The 24,470-nt window shown below is 72.5% G+C and carries 22 protein-coding genes and 1 tRNA gene; 13 read left to right on the top strand and 10 right to left on the bottom strand.

The features are described 5' to 3' along the window. Window positions 1-189 precede the first annotated feature (189 nt). Window positions 190-816 carry a nucleoside/nucleotide kinase family protein gene (locus ACZ37P_RS08025; RefSeq protein ID WP_401304263.1) on the bottom strand — a complete coding sequence of 209 codons (627 nt, stop codon included), beginning with the start codon at window positions 814-816 and terminating at the stop codon, window positions 190-192. A 54-nt stretch (window positions 817-870) separates the two neighbouring features. On the opposite strand from ACZ37P_RS08025, the gene ACZ37P_RS08020 reads away from it, so the two are divergent. Beyond that, on the top strand, window positions 871-1,530 hold the full coding sequence (locus tag ACZ37P_RS08020) for an O-methyltransferase (RefSeq protein ID WP_355349965.1): 660 nt from the start codon (window positions 871-873) through the stop codon (window positions 1,528-1,530). 25 nt (window positions 1,531-1,555) lie between these two features. Here the strand turns inward: ACZ37P_RS08020 and ACZ37P_RS08015 are convergent, their stop codons facing one another. Next, on the bottom strand, window positions 1,556-2,092 hold the full coding sequence (locus ACZ37P_RS08015) for a DUF4383 domain-containing protein (protein ID WP_355349968.1): 537 nt from the start codon (window positions 2,090-2,092) through the stop codon (window positions 1,556-1,558). 234 nt (window positions 2,093-2,326) lie between these two features. Between ACZ37P_RS08015 and ACZ37P_RS08010 the strand changes: the two genes are divergently transcribed. Further along, window positions 2,327-2,560, top strand: coding sequence for an FmdB family zinc ribbon protein (locus ACZ37P_RS08010; RefSeq protein ID WP_391047336.1), 234 nt, complete (start codon window positions 2,327-2,329; stop codon window positions 2,558-2,560). A gap of 118 nt (window positions 2,561-2,678) precedes the next feature. On the opposite strand, the gene ACZ37P_RS08005 is transcribed toward ACZ37P_RS08010, so the two are convergent. Then, a complete protein-coding gene (locus ACZ37P_RS08005) occupies window positions 2,679-3,920 on the bottom strand; it encodes a hypothetical protein (RefSeq protein ID WP_355349974.1) in 1,242 nt (413 codons plus the stop codon). A 149-nt stretch (window positions 3,921-4,069) separates the two neighbouring features. Here ACZ37P_RS08005 and ACZ37P_RS08000 point away from each other — a divergent pair. The 4 genes from ACZ37P_RS08000 (at window position 4,070) to ACZ37P_RS07985 (ending at window position 8,401) form a co-directional block, all read left to right on the top strand. Continuing rightward, window positions 4,070-4,141, top strand: a tRNA-Val gene (locus ACZ37P_RS08000). Window positions 4,142-4,281: 140 nt separating this feature from the next. Next, window positions 4,282-4,833, top strand: a complete 552-nt coding sequence (locus ACZ37P_RS07995) for a flavoprotein (RefSeq protein WP_467345530.1) — start codon at window positions 4,282-4,284, stop codon at window positions 4,831-4,833. 272 nt (window positions 4,834-5,105) lie between these two features. After that, the gene (locus ACZ37P_RS07990; RefSeq protein WP_467345854.1) at window positions 5,106-7,109 is read left to right on the top strand and encodes an MMPL family transporter; all 2,004 of its coding nucleotides are present in this window, start codon (window positions 5,106-5,108) and stop codon (window positions 7,107-7,109) included. A gap of 17 nt (window positions 7,110-7,126) precedes the next feature. Continuing rightward, the gene (locus ACZ37P_RS07985) at window positions 7,127-8,401 is read left to right on the top strand and encodes a sensor histidine kinase (RefSeq protein WP_467345527.1); all 1,275 of its coding nucleotides are present in this window, start codon (window positions 7,127-7,129) and stop codon (window positions 8,399-8,401) included. A gap of 1,145 nt (window positions 8,402-9,546) precedes the next feature. Here ACZ37P_RS07985 and ACZ37P_RS07980 read toward each other — a convergent pair. Then, window positions 9,547-9,780 carry a hypothetical protein gene (locus ACZ37P_RS07980; protein ID WP_467345525.1) on the bottom strand — a complete coding sequence of 78 codons (234 nt, stop codon included), beginning with the start codon at window positions 9,778-9,780 and terminating at the stop codon, window positions 9,547-9,549. Between the two features lie 106 nt (window positions 9,781-9,886). On the opposite strand from ACZ37P_RS07980, the gene ACZ37P_RS07975 reads away from it, so the two are divergent. Next, on the top strand, window positions 9,887-10,645 hold the full coding sequence (locus ACZ37P_RS07975; protein WP_391047327.1) for a bestrophin-like domain: 759 nt from the start codon (window positions 9,887-9,889) through the stop codon (window positions 10,643-10,645). A gap of 137 nt (window positions 10,646-10,782) precedes the next feature. Here the strand turns inward: ACZ37P_RS07975 and ACZ37P_RS07970 are convergent, their stop codons facing one another. Continuing rightward, a complete protein-coding gene (locus ACZ37P_RS07970) occupies window positions 10,783-12,204 on the bottom strand; it encodes a family 2B encapsulin nanocompartment shell protein (RefSeq protein ID WP_355349985.1) in 1,422 nt (473 codons plus the stop codon). 267 nt (window positions 12,205-12,471) lie between these two features. Between ACZ37P_RS07970 and ACZ37P_RS07965 the strand changes: the two genes are divergently transcribed. Then, window positions 12,472-12,657, top strand: coding sequence for a hypothetical protein (locus ACZ37P_RS07965; protein WP_188285091.1), 186 nt, complete (start codon window positions 12,472-12,474; stop codon window positions 12,655-12,657). Between the two features lie 78 nt (window positions 12,658-12,735). Here the strand turns inward: ACZ37P_RS07965 and ACZ37P_RS07960 are convergent, their stop codons facing one another. Then, complete coding sequence (locus ACZ37P_RS07960) at window positions 12,736-13,416, bottom strand: DedA family protein (protein WP_355349989.1); 681 nt, start codon at window positions 13,414-13,416, stop codon at window positions 12,736-12,738. A 401-nt stretch (window positions 13,417-13,817) separates the two neighbouring features. Here ACZ37P_RS07960 and ACZ37P_RS07955 point away from each other — a divergent pair, with 401 nt between their 5' ends. Continuing rightward, the gene (locus ACZ37P_RS07955) at window positions 13,818-14,591 is read left to right on the top strand and encodes an ABC transporter permease (RefSeq protein ID WP_467345852.1); all 774 of its coding nucleotides are present in this window, start codon (window positions 13,818-13,820) and stop codon (window positions 14,589-14,591) included. A gap of 314 nt (window positions 14,592-14,905) precedes the next feature. Then, window positions 14,906-15,487, top strand: coding sequence for a TMEM165/GDT1 family protein (locus ACZ37P_RS07950; protein ID WP_355349992.1), 582 nt, complete (start codon window positions 14,906-14,908; stop codon window positions 15,485-15,487). 154 nt (window positions 15,488-15,641) lie between these two features. Here the strand turns inward: ACZ37P_RS07950 and ACZ37P_RS07945 are convergent, their stop codons facing one another. The 3 genes from ACZ37P_RS07945 to ACZ37P_RS07935 all read right to left on the bottom strand — a co-directional run bounded on the left by ACZ37P_RS07945 (window position 15,642) and on the right by ACZ37P_RS07935 (window position 18,666). Next, window positions 15,642-16,292, bottom strand: a complete 651-nt coding sequence (locus ACZ37P_RS07945) for an HAD-IA family hydrolase (protein WP_467345523.1) — start codon at window positions 16,290-16,292, stop codon at window positions 15,642-15,644. Between the two features lie 109 nt (window positions 16,293-16,401). Further along, window positions 16,402-16,980 carry a hypothetical protein gene (locus tag ACZ37P_RS07940; protein ID WP_467345521.1) on the bottom strand — a complete coding sequence of 193 codons (579 nt, stop codon included), beginning with the start codon at window positions 16,978-16,980 and terminating at the stop codon, window positions 16,402-16,404. Window positions 16,981-17,502: 522 nt separating this feature from the next. Continuing rightward, entirely contained in the window at window positions 17,503-18,666 is a 1,164-nt protein-coding gene (locus ACZ37P_RS07935; RefSeq protein WP_467345520.1) for a peptidoglycan-binding domain-containing protein, read from the bottom strand. A 183-nt stretch (window positions 18,667-18,849) separates the two neighbouring features. Between ACZ37P_RS07935 and ACZ37P_RS07930 the strand changes: the two genes are divergently transcribed. The 3 genes from ACZ37P_RS07930 (at window position 18,850) to ACZ37P_RS07920 (ending at window position 22,961) form a co-directional block, all read left to right on the top strand. Continuing rightward, window positions 18,850-20,916: an MDR family MFS transporter gene (locus ACZ37P_RS07930; RefSeq protein WP_401715220.1), complete on the top strand. Its 2,067-nt coding sequence runs from the start codon at window positions 18,850-18,852 to the stop codon at window positions 20,914-20,916. Window positions 20,917-21,026: 110 nt separating this feature from the next. Next, window positions 21,027-21,779 (top strand): hypothetical protein, encoded by a 753-nt coding sequence (locus ACZ37P_RS07925; protein ID WP_355345432.1) that lies wholly within the window; start codon window positions 21,027-21,029, stop codon window positions 21,777-21,779. A 99-nt stretch (window positions 21,780-21,878) separates the two neighbouring features. Beyond that, entirely contained in the window at window positions 21,879-22,961 is a 1,083-nt protein-coding gene (locus ACZ37P_RS07920) for a hypothetical protein (RefSeq protein WP_467345518.1), read from the top strand. 106 nt (window positions 22,962-23,067) lie between these two features. Here the strand turns inward: ACZ37P_RS07920 and ACZ37P_RS07915 are convergent, their stop codons facing one another. Then, entirely contained in the window at window positions 23,068-24,315 is a 1,248-nt protein-coding gene (locus ACZ37P_RS07915) for a cytochrome P450 (RefSeq protein ID WP_391116527.1), read from the bottom strand. Window positions 24,316-24,470: the final 155 nt, after the last annotated feature.

Here is a 24,470-nt window from a genome sequence, read left to right as displayed (position 1 = left end):
TTAGGGGCGCGGGGAACTGCGCGACCAGCCACCGACGGTGGCGCGCCTTGAAAACCGGCCCCAGCGGGGCAGACGCTGTCTGTTCTCGGGCTGACAGCCCGGTGGGGGCGGGCCGCGCAGTTCCCCGCGCCCCCAAAAACAGCGCGTGGCCGGCGCCCCGGCGGAGAGGAACCGCCTCGGGGTCCGGGGTCAATGCCCCGGGGCCACCACCCGGGTGCAATAGGCGCGGGAGCGCTCTATGCGTCGCGCGTTGGGCCGCTCGCTCGCAGCGATAAAGGCCCGGGCCTCCAGCTCGCTGCGGCCCCCGCGCACGTGCCGTCGCAGCAGCCGCCGCTCACGCAGCTGACGCGGCGCGTCGACATACCAGAGCTCGTCCAGCAGGTCACGGACCTGCTCCCACCCGGCACCGTCGTCGGCGAGGTAATTGCCCTCGGTGACGACGAGCCGGACACCGGGCGCGACGACCAGCCCGGCCGCCACCGGCTCGTCCAGGCGCCGGTCGAAGTCGGGCGCGTAGACCGGGTGTTGACGGTCACCGCGCAGCCGCCGCAGCAGGTGGACGTAGCCGTCCACGTCGAACGTCTCGGGCGCGCCCTTGCGGTCCCGCAGCCCCAGCCGGTCCAACTGCGCGTTGGACAGATGGAACCCGTCCATCGGCACATACGCGGCCGTCCCCGCGCCCACCCGGTCGTTCACCCCGGACACCAGCCGCCGCGCCAGAGTCGACTTCCCGGCGGCCGGGGCGCCCGCCAGCCCCAGCAGAGCCCTCCGGCCTGGAATGCTGGGGACCAAGGCGACCGCGTCATCCACGAGCATTCCGTCACCCTAGGGCCCGGACGGGCCCTGAGCGCCGCACCAGGGAGAAGACCCTTGTCCGAAACGAAGAACCCGCAGCTCACACCCGAGCTCTACGGATACGTCCTCGCGCACAACCCGCCGCTGGACGCCGTCCAGCGGGAACTGGTCGAGACCACGCACGCCCGCCTCGCCGATGTGGCCGGGCTCCAGACCGCTGAGGAGCAGGGCCCGCTGCTGGCCTTCCTCGTCCGCCTGACCGGCGCCAAGCAGATCGTGGAGGTCGGCACCTTCACCGGCTTCTCGACCCTGTCGATGGCCCAGGCCCTGCCCGCCGACGGCAGGCTCATCGCCTGCGACGTCTCCGAGGAGTGGACCGCCGTCGGCCAGGACGCCTGGGCCAAGGCGGGCGTCGCCGACCGCGTCGACCTGCGGATCGCCCCGGCCATCGACACGCTCAAGGCGCTGCCCGGCGGCCAGTGGATCGACCTGGTGTTCCTGGACGCCGACAAGGGGTCCTACACCGACTACTGGGAGGAGCTGGTGCCGCGCATGAACCCGGGCGGCCTGCTCGTCGTCGACAACACGCTCTTCCACGGCGAGGTCGTGGACGAGGACGCGACCGGCGGCGCCGCGGCCATCCGCGCGTTCAACGACCACGTACGCGCGGACGACCGGGTGGACGACGTCCTGCTCACCGTCGCGGACGGCCTGACCCTGGCCCGTAAGAAGTAGTCACTCCGGCAGGACCGTCACGGGGTCAGTGCTGCGGCAGTCCGCGGGGAGGCGGCCGCCGGGTGGTCACCGCCGCCCGGGCCTCCTCCTCGCGGGCTGCCTGCTGGGGGTGGCGCTTGCGCCAGTACGGATTGTCGTGCGGCAGCCCGCCGGTCACCCGCCCGTACATGCCGAAGAACATCAGCATCACGCCGACCGCGAAGCTGAACAGCACGTTCGACATCTTGAACGCCAGAAGGTTGCTGCCGGTGTCCAGCAGGGCGAGATTGACGAACCCGCTGAGCAGGAAGGCGACGCCGACGACGATGTTGAGGGTCGAGGCGAAGTTGCCGCCCTTCACCATCCCGGCGAAGAGCAGCACGCCGATGACGATGGAGATCGTGCTGAGCGCGCCGTTGGAGTTCAGCCCGGCGATCCGGTCGCCCGCCTTGGACAGGAACGACACGCCGTTGAGGAGTCCGAGGATCCCGAAGACGACCAGGATCAGGCCCATCAGACCGGCGCCGAAGCGGTACATCTGGCTCAGCTTGTGGTCCACGGGCAGATGATCGTCGAGTCGCATATGACCGGCCTCCTTCGCTGAAGGGGAATCGAGGCCGCTGCTCCTCCAGGATAGGCCGGGGTCCGGAATCCGGCGCTCCGCGCGGGTCACCCCGGGTCACGGGCCGGCGGCGCGGGGCTTGCGGCAGCGGGCGGCAGTGCGCGAAGTCCGGCGCATCGTTCCCGGCGGCCGGCGACGCCGGGTGACCTGTGGATGAACGCCCTCCGCGGGCCGCGTCCCCGCTACCCTGGGCCCATGCCTCGCTACGAGTACCGCTGCAAGACCTGTGGCTCCACCTTCGAGCTGCGCCGCCCGATGTCCCAGTCGGACGCCCCGACCGTCTGCCCCAAGGGTCACGACGACACCGTGAAGCTGCTCTCGACGGTCGCGGTCGGCTCCTCGTCGTCCTCGTCCTCGTCGTCGGCCGGTCCCGCCCCGGCGAGCGGCAACGGCGGCGGCGGATGCTGCGGTGGCGGCTGCTGTAGCTGAACGGACGGGACGGGGGCCGGTACGGGCGGCGGTCGGATCGTACGTATGCCGGTCCGGCCGTACAACGCCGGTCCGGCCGTACCGCCGGTCGCCGGAGCAGGAGACCGGCCAGGGGTGCTCAGCGCCCGGCCGCGCGGTCCTCACGGATGTTGGCCACCACGCGGTTCGCGGTCTCGCGCACCGCTGCGGTCTCGGTGAGGAACGCCCAGTAGTCCGGGTGCCTGCCCTCCAGCGCGGCCACCGCGCGGTCGAGGCGCGCCACCGCGTCGTCCAGCGGGCGGGCGTGCCGCGGCTCCGGCGTCGAACGCCCCTGCATGGCCAGCCGCTGCGCGTCCCGGATCGCGAAGCGGGTCTTCTCGACCTCGCCCTTCGGGTCCTTGCTCACCTCGTTGAGCTGCCGCAGCCGGTCACCGGCCGCGGACACCGCGCCCTCCACGTCGTCCATCAGCGCCCTGACCGTCGCCAGCCGTGACGTGGCGTCCGGCCAGCGCTGCTCGTCCCGCGCCTTGCGGGCCTCGGCCAGCGCCGTCTCCGCCTGGCGTACCGCCTGCGCGGCCCGCTCGGGCACCTGCTGGAGGTCCTGCCAGCACGCCAGCGAGAACCGCCGCCGCAATTCGCTGAGCACCGGGTCCACGCCCTCGGCCCGCGTCGCCAGCGCCTGCACCCGCGTGCGCAGCGACACCAGCCGCTTGTCCATCTCCCTGGCCTGCTCGGGCAGCCGCTCCGCCTCGGTCCGCACCGCGTCCGCCTTGCGGCGCACATCGTCGGCCCGCTGGACGGTCTCCTGCACGCCGTGCTTGCTCGCGCCCTCGTTCAGCCTGGTCAGCTCGGGTGCCAGCGCGGCCAGCCGGGCCGCGAGGTCGTCCGCCTTCAGCCCGACCGCGCGGACCCCGTCCAGCGCGTTCGTCGCCGCCAGAAGTGACTGCTTGGCCCGCTCCACGGCGGGCGCCAGCCGGGCGAGTTGCGTCTCCGCCTTGCCGAGCAGCGGCGCGAGACCCGCGGAGAAACGCTCCAGCTCGGTCTTGGCCCTGTCCAGCTCGTCCTTGGCCTTCGTCAGCTCGGTGCGCGCCCGCGCCGCCGTGCCCGCGTCCAGCTCGTCCCGGTCGATGTCGTGCGCGTCCACGGTGTTGATGTAGGCCGCGCTCACCTGGTCGATGCGCTCGCCCAGCGACCGGAATCCGGCCAGCGCCCGGCGCGCCTCGGGGGAGTCGTCCACCGCCGAGATCGTCTCTATCGAGATCTCCAGATCGCGCTGCGCCGTGTCCAGCTCGTAGAACGCCTGTGACGCGGCGTCCTTCGCCGCCTGCGCCTCCGCACGGTGATTGTCGCCGCGTCGCCACCACGAACGTGCCGTCGTCACCGTGACACTCTCTCCCCGCAGATCGCCGCCGACCACCGTCGGACCCATCCTCCCACCAGGCCGCCCCGAACACACCGCCCGGTCCCCACGGCCCCGTGGTTGCTGATCACGCCCCAGGGCAGGGTAACCTGTGACGTCGAACTCACCGAGGGCGTGTAGCTCAGTGGTAGAGCGCCGCCCTTACAAGGCGGATGTCGGCGGTTCGAAACCGTCCACGCCCACCCTCGGAAGCCCCCGGGCCCCTGTCCAGCGTCCTTGGACAGGGGCCTCTTCCCTGTCCCGCTCCGTGTGCCGCCCCCGGCCCGTGCGCGGCGGCCGGGGGCGGTTGCGTGGCCCGTCACGGTCGGGGTTGGGTGGGGTCATGACGCGCCCCGTGCTCTATCTGTTCGGCTCCGCCGCACCCCCGGTACTGGATATCGCCTCGGTCGTCGAGGGCGCGCAACGAGCCGGGTGGGACGTCTGCCTCGGTCTGACGCCCGCCGCCGCCGACTGGCTCTTCACCCAGACGAAGAAGCTGACGAAGCTGACCGGACACCCGGTGCGCAGCAGGTACAAGAAGCCCGGTGAGCCGGACGTCTGGCCGCCCGCGGACGTGATCGCCGTCGCGCCGGCCACCTTCAACACGATCAACCAGTGGGCGCTCGGGATCACCGACCACTTCGTCGTCGGCGTCGCGGCCGAGGCCATCGGCAAGGGCATCCCCCTGGTGACGATGCCGTGCGTGAACACCGCCACCGCCCGGCACCCCGCCTTCGACCGGTCGGTCGACGAACTGCGCGTGGCCGGGGTGAGGGTCCTCTACGGCGAGGGCGGCTTCGTCCCCCACCCGCCCGGCCAGGACGCCCCGGACGACTTCCCCTGGCCCCTGCTGTTCGAGGCGGCGAAGGCGGCACTCCCCGATCACCTGCGCTGACACCGGGCCGGGGACACCGGCCGACCGGCCCGCGTCCGTACTCCCATGGATGTAACGGCGCGGCCCGTACCGCCCGCGGGGGTACGGCGATGTCCGCCGCTGGCGCGACGTTCCGTGGCTGTCACGCCTTGACGATGGAGGCGATCAGTCGTTCGTCGCAAGGGGAGGCCGGGATGAGGACCGCGGAGCAGGTCAGCGGGGTACGTGACGGGGGCGCCGCGCCGCCGGGCGCAGGGGCGGGCGGGGGCCGGGCGCGGAAGCTGCCGTGGCTGATGCTCGCGCTGTGGGTCGGGGTGCTGGCGGTCGCGATACCGCTGTCCGCCAGGCTCGGTGACGTCCAGCGCGACAGCGTCGTGGACTACCTGCCGAACAGCGCGGACTCCACGCGGGCGGCCAAGATCCAGGCGTCGCTGCCCGGCGGCGAGACGACCGACATCGTCGTGGTCTACCACCGCGACGGCGGCCTCACCGCGGCCGACCGGGCCACCGCCGCGCGGCAGACCGCCGAGATCGCCCGTACGAACCGGCTCACCGGGGACGCCCCGCGGGCCGTGCCGTCCAAGGACGGCACCACGCTGATGTACCCGATGTCGACCACGGCGCCGGGCCAGGACTCCCAGGCCAGAACCGACTTCGTGGACGGGGTCAGGGACGTCGCCAAGGGCGGCTCGGGGCTGACGGTGAAGGTCGGCGGACAGGGCGCCCTGGACACCGACAGCGCCGAGGTCTACAGCGCGCTCGGCGGCCCGCTCCTCTACACCACGGTCCTCGTCGTCGCCGTCCTGCTGATCCTCATCTACCGCAGCCCCGTGCTGTGGCTGATCCCGCTGATCTGCGCGGGCGCCGCCGACGTGCTGTCGATGGCGGTCACCTACGGCCTCAACCAGGCGTTCGGCGTCACCGTCAGCGGCCAGAGCTCCGGTGTGATGACCATCCTCGTCTTCGGCGTCGGCACGGACTACGCGCTGCTGCTCGTGGCCCGCTACCGCGAGGAACTGCGCCGCACCGAGCGCCCGTACGACGCCATGCGCACCGCCCTGCGCAAAGCCGCGCCCGCGGTCCTGGCCTCCGCGGGCACCGTCGCCGCGGGCATGCTCTGCCTGCTGGCCGCGGACCTCAACAGCAGCCGGGGCATGGGCCCGACGGCCGCCGTGGGCGTCGTCTGCGCGCTGCTCGCCATGGTGACGCTGCTGCCCGCCGTCCTCGTCGTCCTCGGCCGCCGCGTGTTCTGGCCGCTGATCCCCGCCCACGGCAGCGAGCCGAAGCAGCGGCGCGGCGCCTTCGTCGCGATCGGCGACGGCGTCGGCCGCAGGCCGGTCGCGGTGCTCGTCGGCGGTGTGCTGCTGCTCGGCGCCCTCGCCGTCGGCGTGCTCAACCTGCCCGGCAGCGTCAAGCAGCAGGACATGTTCAGCAGCGAGCCCGACGCGATCACCGCCATGCGGATTCTCGGCGCGGCCTACCCCGACCAGGGCAGCCGTCCCGTCGCCGTCATCGCGCCCGCCGACCGCGCCGAGGCCGCGCGGGCCGCCGCCCACTCCACCCGAGGCGTCACCGACGTGCGCGCCGGGCGCACCGCCGACGGCTGGAGCGAATTCTTCGTCACCACCGCGGGCCCGCCGCAGACCGCGGCCGAGACCGCCACCATCAAGGCCCTGCGCGCCGGACTCCCCGGCTCCTACGTCGGCGGCCCCAGCGCCCAGCAGCTCGACCTCCAGCACACCAACCAGCGCGACCGCGGCATCGTCATCCCGATCACCCTCGCCGCCGTCCTGCTCATCCTCGTCCTCCTGCTGCGGTCCCTCGTCGCGCCGCTGCTGCTCGTCGTCGCGGTCGTCGCCGTCTGGGGCGCCGCCCTGGGCATCGGCGGCCTCGTCTTCGGCCCGGTCCTCGGCTTCCACGGCACCGATCCAGGACTCGCGCTGCTCTCCTTCGTCTTCCTCGTCGCCCTCGGCGTCGACTACGGCATCTTCCTCATGCACCGCATGCGCGAAGAAGCGCTCAACGGCGCCGGGCCACGCGAGGCCACCCTCGGTGCGCTCCACTCCACCGGCGGCGTCATCACCTCGGCAGGTGTCGTCCTGGCCGCGACCTTCTCCGTCCTGATGAACATGCCTCTCGTCCAGCTCGCGGAACTCGGCTTCGTCATCGCCGTCGGCGTCCTGCTCGACACCTTCCTCGTCCGCACCTTCCTGGTGACCTCGGCCGCGCTGCTGCTGCGCCGCCGGGTCTGGTGGCCCGGCGCCCTGAGCCGCCCGGCGCCGGGCGAACGGGGGTGAGCCCGCGAGGGCGCCGCGTGACGCGCCAGGACGCGGCGCTCGCGGCGGGGCTGGCGGCGCTGTCGGTGCCGCTGGCCCTGCTGACGCCGGGGACGCGTCCCGACGCGCTGGGCTGGACGCTGCTGGTCTGCTGCCAGATCCCCCTGCTGTGGCGGCGGACGCACACGACGGCCGCGCTGGTGGTGACGGTCGCGTTCCTCGGGCCGTACCACGCGCTCGGGTATCCGCACGCGGCGCCGGTGCTGGGCTCGATGACGCTGCTGTTCACGGCGGCGGCCACGAGCCCGGTGTGGCGGGCGGCGGCCATCGGGACGGTGGTCGTCGGCGGCACGGTGGCGGCGGACTGGGTCTCGGACGCCGGGGGAGCGGTGGACACGCTGCGGACCTCGGGCTGGATCGCGGCGGTGCTGGTGGCGGGCGCGACCGTGCGCGTGCACCGCCAGTTGGTGGCCGCGACCACGCAGCGGGCCGAGCGCGCCGAACGGACGCGGGAGGAGGTGGCGGCCCGGCGGGTGGCGGAGGAACGGCTGCGGATCGCCCGTGACCTGCACGACCTGCTCGCGCACAGCATCACGCTGATCGGCGTGCAGACGGCGGTGGCCGCGCACGTGATGACGGTGGCGCCCGAGGAGTTCGACCGGGCGGCGGTGTCCAAGGCGCTGGACGGCATCGCGGACACCTGCCGCGCGGCCCGCGTCGAGGTGCGCACCACGCTGGAGGTGCTGCGGTACGGCGAACGGGCCGCCGACGAGGGGCCGTTGCCCGGTCTGGCCGCGCTGTCGGACCTCGCCCGCCCGGCCGGGGCCCGGCTCCACGTGCTTACGGCGCGAGGTGTTTCCTCCGGCGGCGCGGACCCGCACATCCCGCCCGCCGTCGAGGCCGCCGCGTACCGCATCGTGCAGGAGGCCCTGACGAACACCACCCGGCACGCGGGGGCCGGGGCGCGGGCCGAGGTGACCGTGCGCGTCGGCCCCGGCTCGCTGCTGGTCGAGATCACCGACGACGGCGGGGCGGCCGTCGGCTCGGGTCCCCGGCCCGGCCCCGGACCCACCTTCCACCTCGGCCCCCACGACAGCCCTCACGACAGCCCGGCCCACGGCCCCGCCCACGGGCCCGACCTCGGCCCCGGCTTCGGCCTGATCGGCATGCGCGAACGCGTCCGCAGTGTCGGCGGCACCCTGACGGCGGGCCCCCTCGCCGGAGGCGGATTCCGGGTCGCGGCCGACCTCCCGCTGACCCCCCGCGCGGACGCGTGTACGGACGGGGCCGCCGCACCGCACGACCCCGCCTGACGCGCCCCGCCGCGCGGGGGACCGGCACCCGCGACCGCTCCCAACTGGTCCTCAACCGCTGCGAGTCGGGCCCGGTCACGCCCGCGCGGCGGCCGGTGCGGGCGGCGCTGATTCGCGCGGAAAATCGAGGGTTTGACGCCTTCGTTACTCCTTTGGGGGAACGGTCGCGGGAAGCGTCGGCACGTGCCGCGCGCATGCTGACCATGAAGGGTGACCACTTCTAGGGGGAGGCGCGTCCGCGGTTGGACGGCGCTGCTTGTCGTGACGATGGCGGCAGGATCGTGGGGACTCGGCGCGGTGGCCTCGGCCGAGCCGCGCGCGCGGTGCCCGGCGGGAGCGGGCCACGGCAGAGCGGAGTCATGCCCCGCCGAGCCGTCCCGTCACCCGTCGCACCACGCGTCGCCCGTACCGTCCGAGGCCCCGTCGCCCGCGCCGTCGCACCGCGCGTCGCCCGGTCCGGAACCGACCCGGACGTCGACACCCACACCCGCACCGACACGGACGCGGCCCTCCCGGCCCGATCCCGGTCCCACGTCCCCGCCCACCCGGGCACCCACACCCAATCCCGCTCCCACGACCACACCCGCGCCCGCGCCCGCGCCCGCGCCCGAACCGACGCGTACGGCCGCGCCCACGTCTGTTCCCGCCCACAGGACCGATCCCGAGCCCACGGCCGCGCCGACGACCTCGCCCGCGCCCAGCCGTGTGCCCGACCGCCACGAGCCCGTACGGCACCAGCCGACGCACCACGAGCCCGTATGGCACGACCCCGGTCATCACGGCCCGGACCACGCTGACCCGGATCACCCTGACCCCGGGCACCACGACCCCGGACGGCACCGGCCCGATCATCACGGGCCCGGTTACCACCACCCCGACCCGTATGTGCCCTGGTGCGGGTACTGGCCGGACCAGTGGCCCTGGACGTGGCTCTGCCACCGCCACCACCACCATCCGAAGCCGTGCCCGACCCCGACACCGACCCCCACGCCGACTCCCACCCCCACCCCGACTCCTACGCCCACGCCCACGCCCACACCGACACCGACCCCGACCCCCACGCCCACGCCCACACCGACACCGACCCCCACTCCGACCCCCACGCCCACGCCGACACCCACCCCGACCCCGACTCCCAAGCCGAGTCAGAAAGCGGCGGTGACGCCACGTCCCAGACCCGCGCCGAAGCCCCCGGCGCCCGCACCCGTACCGCAGCCCGTACCCACCGCCGCACCCGTACCGGCTCCCGCGCCGGTGCCGCGGTCCCAACCCGCGCCGCCCGCCGCCCCGGTGGCGGTGCACTGGCCGGAGAAGGCGCCGGTGCCGGTCGCGGCGCCGAAGGAGCACCGCCGGTCGCTGATGATCACGATGATGCTCACCACCGTGCCCGCCGTGCTGGCCGTCGCCGTCCTGCGGCCCGGCTCCTCCGGCTCCAACTCCGGTCGCAGCAGGAACAACTGAACGTGAAACAAGGGGGATTTCCGCATGTCGCAGTGGTTGGCGCTGGTGATCGCGATGGCCGCGGTCTGCGCTGTGGTCCTCGGCGTGGTCGTCCTGCGTACGCGCAAGGTCCACGAGGACGACGATCCGTCGGAGACACCCGACGTCATCGAGTACATGGTCATGATGATCGGCGTGGTCTACGCGATCGTGCTCGGTCTGGCCATCGCCGGCGTCTGGGAGGGGAGGAGCGGGGCACAGGCCGAAGTCCTCGCCGAGGCACAGGCGTTGCACGAGGTGAGCGCGCGGGCGCAGGTGTATCCCGTTGACGTACGCGACCGGATCCGCGCGGACGTGAACGCCTACGCGGCGTTCGTGGCCGACAAGGAGTGGCCGTACATGAAGAACCACGGCGAACTGGAGCCGCGGGGCAACGCGTTGCTCGACACGCTCCGCAAGGACGTCTCGCAGTACGCGCCCACGTCCGACCTCGGCGCCCAGGCGTACCAGCCGCTGGTCGACGAGGTCGCCGCCGTCGACGAGGCCCGCACGTCGCGCAGCCAGAGCGTGGGCGCGACGATGCCGGGGATGGTGTGGTTCGGCCTGATCACCGGCGCGCTGGTGACGGTCGGACTGATCTTCACCCTCCAGATCCGGCGCTCACCGAAGGAGTTGCTGCTCGCCGGTCTGTTCAGCGCGCTCATCGCCTTCCTGCTGTTCCTGATCTGGGACCTCGACGATCCCTTCGGCGGCGGACTCGCCGTCTCCGCCGACGTCTTCCGGGACCTCGTACTGCGCCGCTGACCAGGGCGCGCGCCCCGGCGGACACGGCCGGGAACGCGACCGGCGGACACGGCCGGGAACGCGACCGGCGGACACAACGAAGCGGCTCCCCTGCCAGGCCGGGCAGGGGAGCCGCTTTCAGGAGAACCGCCGTGCGGTCAGCGCCAGTTGGACACGTTCACGTTCTCCAGGATGCCGAGCGCGTCGGGCACCAGGACGGCCGCGGAGAAGTACGTGCTGACGAGGTAGCTGATGATCGCCTTGTCGTCGATACCCATGAAACGGACGTTGAGCCCCGGCTCGTACTCGTCGGGCAGCCCGGTCTGGTTGAGACCGATGACGCCCTGGTTGTCCTCGCCGCTGCGGACCGCGATGATCGCGCTGGTACGGGCGGTGCTGACCGGGATCTTGTTGCAGCTCAGGATGGGCACACCGCGCCAGCCGGGAACGGTGTGGCCGTGCACCTCCACCGGGTCGGGATAGAGGCCCGCCCTGGTGCACTCGCGGCCGAAGGCGGCGATGGCCCGCGGGTGGGCGAGGAAGAACTTGGTGCCGCGGCGCCTGCTGAGCAGCTCGTCGAGGTCGTCGGGGAGCGGCGGGCCCGCGTGCGGCTGGATGCGCTGGTCGTAGTCCGCGTTGTGCAGCAGCCCGAACTCGGGGTTGTTGATCAGCTCGTGTTCCTGGCGCTCGCGCAACGCCTCGACGGTGAGCTTGAGTTGCTGCTCGGTCTGGTTCATCGGCTCGTTGTAGAGGTCCGCGACACGGCTGTGGACGCGCAGCACGGTCTGGGCGACGCTCAGCTCGTACTCGCGCGGCTTGACCTCGTAGTCGACGTAGGTGCCGGGCAGCGCTTCCTCGCCCTTGTGGCCCGACGCCAGCTCGATCGCGGCCTCACCGCGCTTGTTGACGCGCTGCCGCGGGATCGCGCGGTGCGCCTCCAGGTGTGTGCGTAGCGCCTCGGACTGTCCGAGCAGCGGTTCGAGCTCCTGCCGGGGCAGGGCCAGCACCGTGGTGACGGTGGCCGCGCGGGCCGTGTACTCCCACTCGCCGTCGGCGCCGAGCAGCGCCTGGTCGCCGAAGTGGTCGCCGTCGGCGAGGACTCCGAGCCGGGTCGGCTCGCCGTACGATCCCTCGCCGAGCTTCTCGACCTTGCCGTGCGCCAGCAGATAGACGGTGTCCGCGGGCGTCCCGGCTTCGGCGATGACCTCGCCCGGCGCGAATTCACGCTGGACGAAACGGTCCGCCAGCGCGGTCAGCGCGCCGACGTCGTTGAACGAGCGCAGTGCGGCCAGCTCGCCCAGCTCCTGCGGGATCACCCGGACCTCGGACCCCGTCTTCACGAAGGTCACGCGCCCGTCGCCGACCGAGTAGCTCAGCCGGCGGTTCACCCGGTACGTGCCCGCGTTGACCTGCACCCAGGGCAGTACGCGCAGCAGCCACCGGGAGGAAATGCCCTGCATCTGCGGGGCGGACTTGGTGGTCGTCGCCAGATTCCTGGCGGCCGACGTGTCCAGACTCGTACGCGCCTGGTCGTCGTGCGGATTGCCGAGTGCGGTGTCCTGGCCCGCATCAACCGACATGTGCTGTCCTTCCCGTAAGCGGGTGATACGGCCTCATTCTTTCCGTGACACAGAGTGCTGACTATTGCCGAAACGAGTGAGAATACTTTCCGAAAATCCGGATCGCGGCTTTTGGTGGGGCGCACGGGGCGCGCGACCCCGCGCGCGCTCGAACCCGTGTGCGTCAGGGGGGAGTTCGGGGGCAACCGGTGGGTGGGGACGCCACCCGGCGCCGCCGCACCGCACGAGCACCGCCGGCCCCGAGGGCCGGCTTACAGGAGGTCCGGGATGTTCGCCGCAATCGGGGCAGTCATCTTCGCCATCGCGTACATCATCAACGCCACGAGCACGAGCACGGACGCGGGCTTCACGCCGATCAGTCTGCTGCTCGCGGGACTGGTCTTCGTCGCACTGCACCTGGCGGGCGTCGGATCGGGCTGGGCGGTCCCCAGCAGACGGCGTCGTCGCCGCTGACCGGGCGCGGGACCGCACCCGAGGTGAGGCGGCGGCCACGCGGCGGTTAGGAACCACCGCTCGCGGAGGCCGCGGCGGCTACAGCGCCTCGACGACCGAGCCGCGGTCCGGGGGCGTCACCTGCGGCGGGATGGTGAGCGGCACGGCGGCCAGCGCCGCGGCCAGCGCGCTGCGGCGCTCCCGGCGGAAGACGTACGCGGCGAAGGCGCCGGCGCCCAGCAGCGCGACGAACGACATCAGGGTGCCGAGCCAGCTCGCGCCCAGCCACTTGCCGCCGATCCAGCCGAGTCCGACGCTGTACGTCGCCCAGGCGACCCCGGCCAACGCCGACCAGGGCAGGAACTCGCGCGGGCTGCGGCGGGCGGCGCCCGCGCCCAGGCTGACCACACTGCGGCCGGCCGGTGCGAAGCGGGCGAGGATCACCAGGGCGCCGCCGCCCTGGTGCAGTACCTGTCCGAGCCGTTCGTGCGCGCCCGCCAGGCGCCGCGAGGACGCCACTCTCCGGTCGAACCAGTCCCCGCCGCGGAAGGCCAGCCGGTACGCCAGCAGGTCGCCGAGGCAGGACGCGACGGCGGCGCACACCAGCAGCGCGAAGACGTCGAGCATGTCATCGCGTGAGCTGGCGGTCCCGGCGGTGGCGGCACTGATCACCAGCACACCGCTCGGCAGCACCGGCACGAAGACGTCGAGGATCACGGAACTCGCCACGAGCACGTAGATCCAGGGCCAGTCGAAAAGGGAGCCCAGGCCTTGCAGCACCGCGCCTCCTCGTCCTTGGCTGAATTCGTACCCGTGGAGCGCCCGTCTGATGCCGGGCACCTCGTACTTGCCGTGCTGTCCGGCTCTCCGTCGGCGTTCCGCCTCGTCGAACCGGGTCCTGAAGGGGTGCTGTCCGGTGGTCGAAGATCTTCATCCACCGTCAGCCGTACAGCGTACGCCAAGGGGCACCGCCGGAACCGGCGAGGGCACGTGACGTAGTAGACATCACTACGAGAATACTTTCCGCCGGGACCGTTCATCGCTGATCAGAGAACTGATCGGAAATCCGTACGATCCGCGCGGGAATCGGCGGGGGCGCCGGGCGGGCGCCCGCCTACAGTGACGCTGTGGCTTCCGCACCCGCTCCTCCAGTGTCCACCCACGAGACGCTGTCCACGTCGCTGGCCTCGAATTCCTCCCTGCTGCCGGTCGACAAGACCCTCGGCTTCGTTCTCGCCGCGCTGCTCGTGGCGGCCGCCGGGGTCGCCGCGTACGCCAGACTCGCCGACGAGCACGACAACTACGCGCGCGGCATCGCCCTGGCGGGCCTCAGGGCGGCCGTACAGCTCGCGGTGGTCGCCGCCCTCATCGGCTGGGTCGTCAAGCACCAGGCGGCGCTGCTGGGCTTCGTGGCGCTGATGTTCGCGGTCGCGTCGCGGACCGCGGGGCGCCGGATCACCCGCAACCGCACCTGGTGGTGGGCCGCGGTGCCCGTCGCGGTGGGCGCGCTGCCGGTGGTCGTCGTGCTCGTGCTGACCGGCCTGGTGCCGATCGACGGGATCGCGCTCATCCCCGTGGCCGGAATCCTCATCGGCGGCGCGCTCACCGCCACCGTGCTCGGCGGGCGGCGCGCCCTGGAGGAGCTGAAGCTGCGCGCGGGCGAGGTGGAGGCCGCGATGGCGCTGGGCTTCTCCGACCGCGACGCGCGCCTGGAGATCGCCAGACCGGCCGCCTCCGGGGCGCTGGTCCCCGGACTCGACCAGACCAGGACGGTGGGCCTGGTGACCCTGCCCGGCGCCTTCGTGGGCATGCTGCTGGGCGGCGCGAGCCCCGTGTCGGCCGGTGCCGTGCAGTTCTTCGTCCTCATCGCGCTGATGGCCGTCCAGGCGGTCGCGGTCTCCGTCGTCCTGGAACTGGTCGCGCGGGGCCGCATCACCCGCGTTCCGGCCCTGTGACCGGGCCTTCGGACCGGGGGGCCTGGCCCCGCGACCGCGCGGTGCGGTACCCCGTTCGGGCGTCGCGTAGACTCGTCGGAGCAGAAGGGGAGTAGCTCTTCGCCGGACCGTCGACATACTGCTCAGTTCAGCCGCAGTTCGCTGTTCTGAGCCGGCGCCCGGAGGCGGATGTGCCGCGCGATGCGCGTACAGCCCGCCAGCGAGACCTTCGGCCGCAGTGTTCCGACGCTGCCGTGCCGAAGCGATCTCAGATACGGCTTGACGTTCCCCTGGATCTCTCGGTGCGGCGCCCGACCGATTGAGGACCAGACCCCGTGCTCAGCCTGACCGTCATCGCCGTCGTCTTCGGCGTGATCTTCCTTGCCGAACTCCCCGACAAGACCGCGCTCGCCGGGCTCATGCTCGGCACCCGCTACCGCGCCTCGTACGTCTTCGTGGGCGTCGCCGCCGCCTTCGTCGTCCACGTCGCCCTCGCCATCGCCGCGGGCAGCCTGCTCACCCTGCTGCCGCACCGCTGGGTCCAGGGCGTGGTCGGACTGCTCTTCCTCGGCGGCGCGGCCATGCTGCTCTTCTCCAAGGGCGACGACGAGGAGGAGGTGCGCGAGCCCGCCAACCAGAGCTTTTGGAAGGTCTCGGGCACCGGCTTCATGCTCATCCTGGTCGCCGAATTCGGTGACCTCACGCAGATCATGACCGCCAATCTCGCCGCCCGCTACGACGACCCGGTCTCGGTCGGCATCGGCGCCGTCCTCGGCCTGTGGGCGGTCGCGGCCCTGGGCATCTTCGGCGGGCGGCTGCTCATGAAGCGGGTGCCGCTGGCGCTGATCACGAAGATCGCGGCAGCTGTGATGGTGGTGCTCGCCGGATTCAGCCTGTACGAGGCCGCCGCGGGCTGACGTTCCGCGGGGCCGTACGGCACGGCGGGCCGGACCCTGACGAGGGTCCGGCCCGTTCGTTCTCACGCGTCCCCGTACGGCCTTACGGCTCGTGCGTGCGTCGCGTGCGTGCGTCTCGGCTGTGCGTCTTGTCCGTACGTCGCGTCCGTACGTCTCAGTCGACGACGATACGGAGGCCGCCGTCCGCGACGGCCTCGACCCGTACCCGCTCCAGTGAGTCGACGTGCGCGGTGGGCGCGTGGACCGCGGCGCGCGGGCCGACGCCGATCACGCGCATTCCGGCGGCCCGCGCCGCCGCGATGCCGACCTCGGCGTCCTCGAACACCACGCAGTCCTCGGGCGCGAAGCCCAGCTCCGCCGCGCCCTTCAGAAAGCCCTCGGGGTCCGGCTTGCTCGCGCTCACCCGCTCCGCGGTCACCATGACGGGCGGCAGCGACAGGCCCGCGGCGGCCATCCTGGTCGTGGCCAGCTCCTCGCTCGCCGAGGTCACCAGCGCGTGCGGGCGGCCGTCGAGCGAGGCCAGGAAGGCGGTGGCACCGGGCACCTGCACGACACCGTCGGTGTCGGCGGTCTCCTCGGCGAGCATCAGCGCGTTCTCCGCGTAGTTCTCTGCCATCGGGCGGTCGGGGAGCAGGACGGCCATCGTCGCGTGGCCCTGGCGGCCGTGCACGACCTTCAGCACCGCGTCGGCGTCCAGGCCGTGGCGGCCGGCCCAGGCACGCCAGCAGCGCTCCACGACGGCGTCCGAATTCACCAGCGTTCCGTCCATGTCCAGCAGCAGGGCTTTCGCGGAGAGGACGGGCATGTTCTGGGGCTCCTCGGCACATCGGTGATCAACGGCAACGTGGTTCCGCCCGCCGGTCAGGGAAGCGGGCGGAACCACTTTGTTCCCTCACGGTACAAAAGTGGGGCGCTCAGCGCCAGTCCCCCTGGTCCACGTACTGCAACAGGCCCCATGTGAAGTGCGCGACCACCCTCGCGCCGCCGCCGGGCGGTGTCAGCGCCACGCGGGTACGGCTCGGCGCGTCCGGCGGCAGCGGTTCCGCGGGCGGGAAGGCCCTGGCCGCGTCGTCCACCGTGCACGACCACGGCGTCAGGTCGGCCACCTCCCGCAGCCTTGGCGCGGGCGCTTCCGGGGCCCGTACGAGCCACTCGTTCCACACCGCCGAGCCGCCGCCCGGTGCGCACAGCACCTCGAATCTCAGGTCCGGCCACAGAGGTGTCGGCCAGCGCAGGGCCCGGCACGTCAGGTCGCCGATCCGCCGCTCCTCCTCCGTCTCCGGAGGGCCCAGCGCCGTCCTGTACCTCCGCTCACCGGTCGGGAACGTGCGCGAGTGGGCTCTCGCCTGCCACCTCTTGTGCGCCTCGCGTGCCTGGGCGTGTGTCGCTCCCAGCGACCGGAGCGCCTCGTCCACCAATTCCGGTTGGTGGTCCGCCATTCTTCGCAGCAGCACCAGCTGGAACTCCGCGATCCCGAACGCCTGCGTGACCATCCCTCGACCCTAGAACCTCCACCCCCTCCGGCGGCGCGCCGCCCGCGCGGGCAGCCCCCACCGGCCGGTGGTCCGGGGACAACCGGTCTGCCCCGCTGGGGCGGGTGGTGACGTGCAGGAGCGTCGTGGCTTGTCGCGCAGTTCCCCGCGCCCCTTTAAAGATCGGCTCGCCGTCCGGCCGAAAGGCGGTGCGCCCCGTCAGGGGCGCGGGGAACGGCGCGGCCAGCCCCCACCGGCCGGTGGTCCGGGGACTACCGGATTGCCCCGCTGGGGCGGGTGGTGACGTGCAGGAGCGTCGTGGCTGGTGGCGCAGTTCCCCGCGCCCCTAAAAACCAGGTCCTCCCGCAGCCTGGGCGAAAGAGGTGCGCCCCGTCAGGGGCGCGGGGAACTGCGCGGGTAACCCATCACCGGCCGGTGGTCCGGGCACAACCGATCTGTCCCGCCGGGGCGGGTGGTGAGGTGCGGGAGCGTCGGGGCGGAGGCCGGGGTCTTGAGGGGGCGCCCGATCTTCGGGGAGCGGCGCTAGCTGGTTTGGTGTTCGAGGGTGGTGCGGGTTTGGGGGCCGTAGACGCCGATGGGGTCGCCGCGGACGCCGTACCAGATCTGGAACATGGCGACGGCCTCGCGAACCCCTTGGTCGTAGGAACCGTTGACGTGGCCGTGGTAGACCCACACGTCGCGGAGCCGCTGCTGGAGATCGGAGACGGCGGCGCCGGTGTCGCCGAACTGGAGGATCTTGGAGGCGGGGGAGGTCGGGGTGACGGGGGGCGTGGTGGGGGCCGGGTCGGCCGGCGCGGTGGGGGCGGACGGCGTGGAGCCGGTCGTGGCGGGCGCGGCGGGGGCCGACGGCGTGGAGCCGGTGGCGGCGGGAGCCGTCGTAGATGGGGACGGCGGCGCCGTGGCGGTCTCGGGCACCACCGGCGCGGCGGAGGTCGTGGTCGGCGCGGGCGTGTGGCGCGGGGCGCCGACGGCCACGGTGCCCACGACGGCGGTGGACTCCGTCGGCAGCTCGACGTCCGGCATCGAGGACGTCCGGTCCGGCGGCAGCGCCCGGTCGGTGCGCGGCTCGTCGCCCATGACCTGTCCGGTGACGGCGACGGCGCCCGCGGCCAGCGCGGAGGCGGCGACCGCGGCCGCGGCCACCACCAGGCCCCGTCTGCGGCGCCGGTGCCTGCCCCGGTCCTGGTACAGCCCGGTCCCGGCCGCCGCCCCGGCGAACGCGGCCGGGGTCCCGGCCTCGGCGTCCCCCCTCGGCGCGTACTCCACGCCGGAGTACAGCGCGGCGAACAGCCCGACATCGGCGGTCTCGGGACCGCCGTCGCCGGGCGCCAGCAGCGGCCGTACGGTCGTCTCGCCCGCCTCGCCGTCCGGCTCGGCGACGTAGGGGCGCATCCGCAGCGGGTGGAAGCCCTCGGTGGCGGCGAGCGCGGCGGCCCGCGCGGCGGAACGCTCCGCCGCCCGCGTCTCCCCGCCCTCGTCCTGCTCGCCGGGGAGGCCGGGCGGGCCCGGCTCGGCCGAGTCGTCCCAGGTGACCAGGGCCCCCGGCGGCACCAGCTCGCTCGGCGGCGGCGTCGGCCGCGGGGCGGTCACCTCGGGCGAAGCGTGCGGCACCCCGGGCACGACCGGTATCCCCGCCGAGGACGACTCGGCGTCCACCTCGCGGGCAGCGTCCGGCTGCGGCGCCACTGGTTCCCCTCCCGGCCGTCGTTCGCATTTCGCATATTCGCAAAGACGTGCCGATTATGCCGACCTCCGGCGGCGAGCGCAGCCCGCTGACCGCACAAGTGGGCGAGTATCGGAGGCCAAAGTCGTACAAATGGTGGGAATATAAGGTTCCGACCGTCGGGGGATGACGCGAGGAGCCGTTCCATGGCCCAGGACACCACGACCGCCGCGGGCCCGGCGGCGGCAGAGCCGGGGCAGCACCAGGACAAGCGAGCGGTGCGGATCGCGATCAGCGCCCTGGCGCTCGGCATGCTGCTGGCCGCCCTCGACCAGACCATCGTGTCCACCGCGCTGCCCACGATCGTCAGCGAACTGGGCGGCATCGACCACTTGTCGTGGGTGGTGACGGCCTATCTGCTGGCGTCGACCGCGGCGACCCCGCTGTGGGGCAAGCTCGGCGACATGTACGGCAGGAAGCGGCTCTTCCAGACCGTCATCGTGATCTTCCTGATCGGCTCCGTGCTCTGCGGAATCGCCCAGAACATGGGCGAGTTGATCGCCTTCCGGGCCCTCCAGGGCCTGGGCGGCGGCGGGTTGATCGTGCTGTCGATGGCCATCGTCGGCGACATCGTGCCGCCGCGCGACCGCGGTCGCTACCAGGGTGTGTTCGGCGGGGTGTTCGGCGCGGCGAGCGTCCTCGGGCCGCTGCTGGGCGGGGTGTTCACCGAGCAGCTCTCCTGGCGCTGGGTGTTCTACATCAACCTCCCCATCGGGATCATCGCGCTCGCCGTGATCGCCGCGGTGCTGCACATCCCGGTCCGCCGTACGGCACACCGGATCGACTACCTCGGCATGGCGGTGATCGCCGCAGCGGCGACCTGCCTGGTGCTGATGACCTCGCTCGGCGGCACCACATGGGCGTGGAGTTCGGCCGGGATCATCGGCCTCGCGGTCGCCGGAGTCGTCCTCATCGCGCTGTTCGTGGCGATCGAGCGCCGCGCGCAGGAGCCGGTGCTGCCGCCGAAGCTGTTCCGCAACCGTACGTTCCTGCTCTGCTCGGTGATCTCCTTCATCATCGGCTTCGCGATGTTCGGCGCGATGACGTTCCTGCCGACCTTCCTCCAGGTCGTGCACGGCTTCTCGCCCACGCTGTCCGGCGTGCACATGATCCCGATGGTGATCGGCATGCTGCTGTCGTCCACGGTGTCGGGGCAGATCGTCAGCCGCACCGGCCACTACAAGGTCTTCCCGATCGCGGGCACCGGCGTCATCGCCGTCGGACTCGTCCTGCTGCACACCCTGGACGAGACGACCAGCACCTGGGTGATGAGCCTGTACTTCCTGGTCTTCGGCCTCGGTCTCGGCCTGGTGATGCAGGTGCTGGTGCTGGCCGTGCAGAACGCCGTCGGGTACGAGGACCTGGGCTCGGCCACCTCGGGCGCCACCTTCTTCCGCTCCATCGGCGCGTCCTTCGGCGTCTCGCTGTTCGGCACGATCTTCGCCAACCGCCTTTCCGACGAGCTGACATCGGCCTTCGCGGGCAAGTCGCTGCCCGCCGGGGTCAATCCGGCGCAGTTCCAGGCCGACCCGACGGCGGTCGGCAAGCTGCCCGCGGCCGTCAAGGGGCCCGTGCTGCACGCGTATTCGAACTCGATCACCACCGTCTTCCTGTGGGCGGTGCCGATCGTGCTGGTCGGCTTCCTGCTGGCGTGGCTGCTCAAGGAGCAGCCGCTGCGGGGCACGGTGACCGTGCCGGACGCCAGCGAGACGCTCGGCACCAACCCGGTGGAGCGGTCCTCGCTCGACGAGATCGCCCGCTGCCTTTCGCTGCTCGGCAGCCGGGAAGCCCGCCGCGACCTCTACACCCGGATCACCGGTCTGGCCGGGCTCGACATCCACCCCGCCACGAGCTGGCTGCTGTTGCGGCTGGCCCACGACGGCGAGGGCGACCCGGTCGAGCTGGCCGCCCGTACCACCGTGCCCGCCGAGGTCATCGAGGCGGCGGCCGACGAGTCGCTGTCCCGCGGCTTCGCCGTACGCGACGGCGGTCCGCTGGTCCTCACCGCGTCCGGACACGCGCTGGCCGGACGCCTGACCGAGGCGCGGCGCACGGTCCTCGCCGATCTGCTCGGCGACTGGGACCCGGCCGCCCACGCCGACCTGGCCGCCCTGGTCACGAAGCTGAGCGGCGAACTGTGCGGCGGCGACGGGGACCGCCCCGAGGGCCGTACGCGGCACCAGCCGGCGGCCGGCGGTACGCCTCCGGCCTGAGGGTTCGAGCCCGTCGTCCTGAAGCCGTCCGTTTGCGGTGCCTGGCAGTGGCAAGCCGAGCAGGGAGAGAACGTCACTGTCTGACGACCCGTAGGAACGGGAGGCACGCCATGTCCACCGGAGCGACTGTAGCCATCGTCGTAGTGGCGCTGATTGTCCTGGCGCTGATCGCGACCCTGGTGATGAGGGGCGACGGTACGGGAGGTGTGGGTTCGGGAGCGCGGCTGAAGCATCGCTTCGGACCCGAGTACGACCGCGTGCTCGAACGGCACGACGGCGATGTGAAGGCCACCCGGGCGGAACTCGCCGAGCGGGTCAAGCGCCACGGCGACCTCGAACTGCGACCCGTCTCCGAGCAGGAGCGGGAGCGGTACACCGCCGCTTGGACCGCGCTCCAGGCGCGGTTCGTGGACGAGCCCGTCGCGGCGGTCGGCCAGGCCGACGCGCTGATCGGCGAGATCGCCGCCGACCGGGGCTTCCCGGCCGCGCGGGAGCCGGAGCACTTCGACGCGCTGTCCGTCCACCACCCGCACGCGGTGCACGGTTACCGCCAGGCCCACACGCTGGTCGACTCCGTAGGGGCCCCCGGTTCCGCGGCGCCGCAGAAGCGGCAGTCCACGGAAGACCTGCGCAAGGCGCTGCTGGGCGCGCGAGGGCTCTTCGACGAGCTGATGACCGAGAGCGCGCGCGGAACGAAGAACACCACGGAGCGGGCTGACGAGGCCGACGAGCCCGTCGTGGAGCACGACGCCGCGGCCGACGAGGACGCGAAGGCGGGCGGTCGGCGCGGTGCGCTCGGCGGCCGGTTCGCGGCCCTTAGCGGCGGGCGGCGGGAGCACGACGACGCGGACGAACGTCTGTGACGTTCGGCTGGGCGCCGCTCGACCCCCCAAGCGGGGTGCACCACCCTGCGCCGGCCGGACGAGTCGGCTCAGCAGGACCACGGACAGGGAGATGAAGCGATGAGTGACCGCGACACCGAGAAGACCGGTACCGACCGGGCCGAGGCCGAGAAGACCGAGGCGGAGAAGGCCGCGACCGGCACCGACAGGACCGGCATGGACCGCAGCAGCGCGGACCGGACCGGCACGGAGCGCAACGGCACGGACAGGATCGGGTCCGGCAAGACCCGGACGACCACGTACGGGACCGGGAGCGGGACCGGCACTGGGTCCGAGTCCGAGGCCGACAAGGCCGAGACCGGCACCGGGAGCCGGGCCGCCTCCAAGGCGTCGTCCGGGACCGACCGGCCCGGCAGACTGGACAGGTCCGAGTTCTCCGAACAGCGGGAGAAGGAGCCCGAAGCGGCTTCCTCCACCGGCTCGGGCACATCGGCCCGTTGGACCTCGGGGGCCTCCAAGTCCTCCGAGACCGCTGAGGCCGCCGAAACCGCTGAGGCTGCCGGGACCTCCGGCTCCGACACCGGGCGGGCGACGACCGGCACGGGTACCAGCGCGAGCACGTCCGTACCGGCGCCGCGTACGCCCGCCGAGTCGACGACCGGGACCACCGCGACCGAGCCGGAGGCCGAGCGCACGTCCGGTCCCGGCACCGGGACCTCGGCGTTCGCCACCAAGCCCGGCACCGCCTCCGAGACGGAGACCACGGCCACGCGTACGGACACATCCACGCCCGCGTCCATACGTACGGACACATCCACGCCCGCGTCCATACGTACGGACACCTCCACGTCTGAGTCCGCACGTACGGACACGTCCGCGCACACGGACACGTCCACGACCGCGACGGACGGCACGTCCGGTGCGGCCGACGGCGGGGCCGAGGAAGTGGACCGGCTGAGCCGGCGGATGGACCGCGCGGTCGGCGGCTTCGTGGACGACCCGAAGCGCGCCGTGCGCGAGGCGGACGCCGTACTGGACGAGGCCGCGGCGCGGCTGACCCGGTTGCTGGAGGAGCGGCGCACCGCGCTGCGCGGGTCGTGGCACGGTGACGACGGAAGCGACGGCACCGGGACCGAGGAGTTGCGGATCGCGCTCACCAAGTACCGCGACATGACACGGCAGTTGCTGACGACCGGCATCTGACGCCGGAGCCGGAGCCGGAGCCGGAGCCGGAGCCGGAGCCGGACCGGACCGCGCGCGGGCGCAGGCGCGCGGCCGACGGCTGACGACAGCGGACTGACGGGGGCTCTCACCTACGGTGAGGGCCCCCGTAGTCGACTCGCAGTTCCTTGACCCCGTTGATCCACGCCGAGCGCAGCCGCCGCGGGTCGCCGAGCAGCCGGATGTCCGGCAGATTGTCGGCGATGGCGTTGAACATCAGGTTGATCTCCAGCTTGGCGAGATTCGCGCCGAGGCAGTAGTGCGGGCCCCCGCCGCCGTACCCGAGGTGCGGGTTGGGATCGCGCAGGATGTCGAACGTGCCCGGGTCGTCGAAGACTTCGGGGTCGTTGTTGGCGGAGGAGTAGAACATCCCCACCCGGTCGCCCGCCTTGATCTTCGCGCCACCGAGTTCGGTGTCCCGGGTGGCGGTGCGCTGGAAGGACACGATCGGGGTGGCCCAGCGGACGATCTCGTCCGATGTCGTGTCCGGGCGCCGCTCCTTGAACAGCTCCCACTGCTCGGGGTGGGTCAGGAACGCGTGCATGCCGTGGGTGATGGCGTTGCGCGTCGTCTCGTTGCCCGCGACGGTCAACACGAGCACGAAGAAGCCGAACTCGTCGGAGGTCAGGCTGCCTTCGTCGGACGCGGCGACGAGTTTGCTGACGATGTCGGCGGCCGGGCACTGCTTGCGGGCGGCGGCCATGTTCATCGCGTACGAGATCAGCTCCATCGCCGACTCGGCGCCGATCTCCTCGGTGATGGCGAGTTCCGGGTCGTCGTACGCGGCCATCTTGTTCGACCAGTCGAAGAGCTTGAGCCGGTCGTCCTGCGGCACGCCGATGAGTTCGGCGATGGCCTGGAGCGGGAGTTCGCACGCGACGTCGGTGACGAAGTTCCCCCGGCCCGCCTCCGCCGCGCCGGTCACGATCCGCTGGGCGCGGGCCCGCAGCGCGTCCTCCAGGGCCCGTATCGCCCGCGGGGTGAAGCCGCGCTGGACGATCTGCCGCAGCCGGGTGTGCTCGGGCGGGTCCATATTGAGCATGATGAAGCGCTGCACGTCGATCTGGTCGCGGCTGATCCGGTCGTTGAAGCGGATGATCGCGGTGTTGGTGTACGAGGAGAAGACCTCCGGGTTGGTCGACACCGCCTTGACGTCCGCGTGCCGGGTCACCACCCAGTAGCCGTCGTCTCCGAAACCCGCGGTGTTGTGCGGCTGGGCGTTCCACCACACCGGGGCGGTCCGCCGGAGTTCGGCCAGTTCCGGGAGGGGGACGCGGTCCTGGTAGACGTCCGGATCGGTGAAGTCGAAGCCTTCGGGAAGCGCGGGACAGGGCATCGGCACTCCAGGTCTGACGTGTCATAAGTTGTCTGACGGTCCATCAGATATACGACCGAAGGTAGTAACGAGTTCCACAAGTCGCAAGGGCCGCGGGCGTGTGGATCACGTACGGGAACGACGTGGGCCGTGCGCGACTCTTGCGCGCGCCGTAC

The sequence above is a fragment of the Streptomyces sp. NPDC024632 genome (assembly GCF_055559175.1).
The sequence above is the reverse complement of the archived record's forward strand: the minus strand, read 5'-3'. Positions and strand labels throughout refer to the sequence as shown.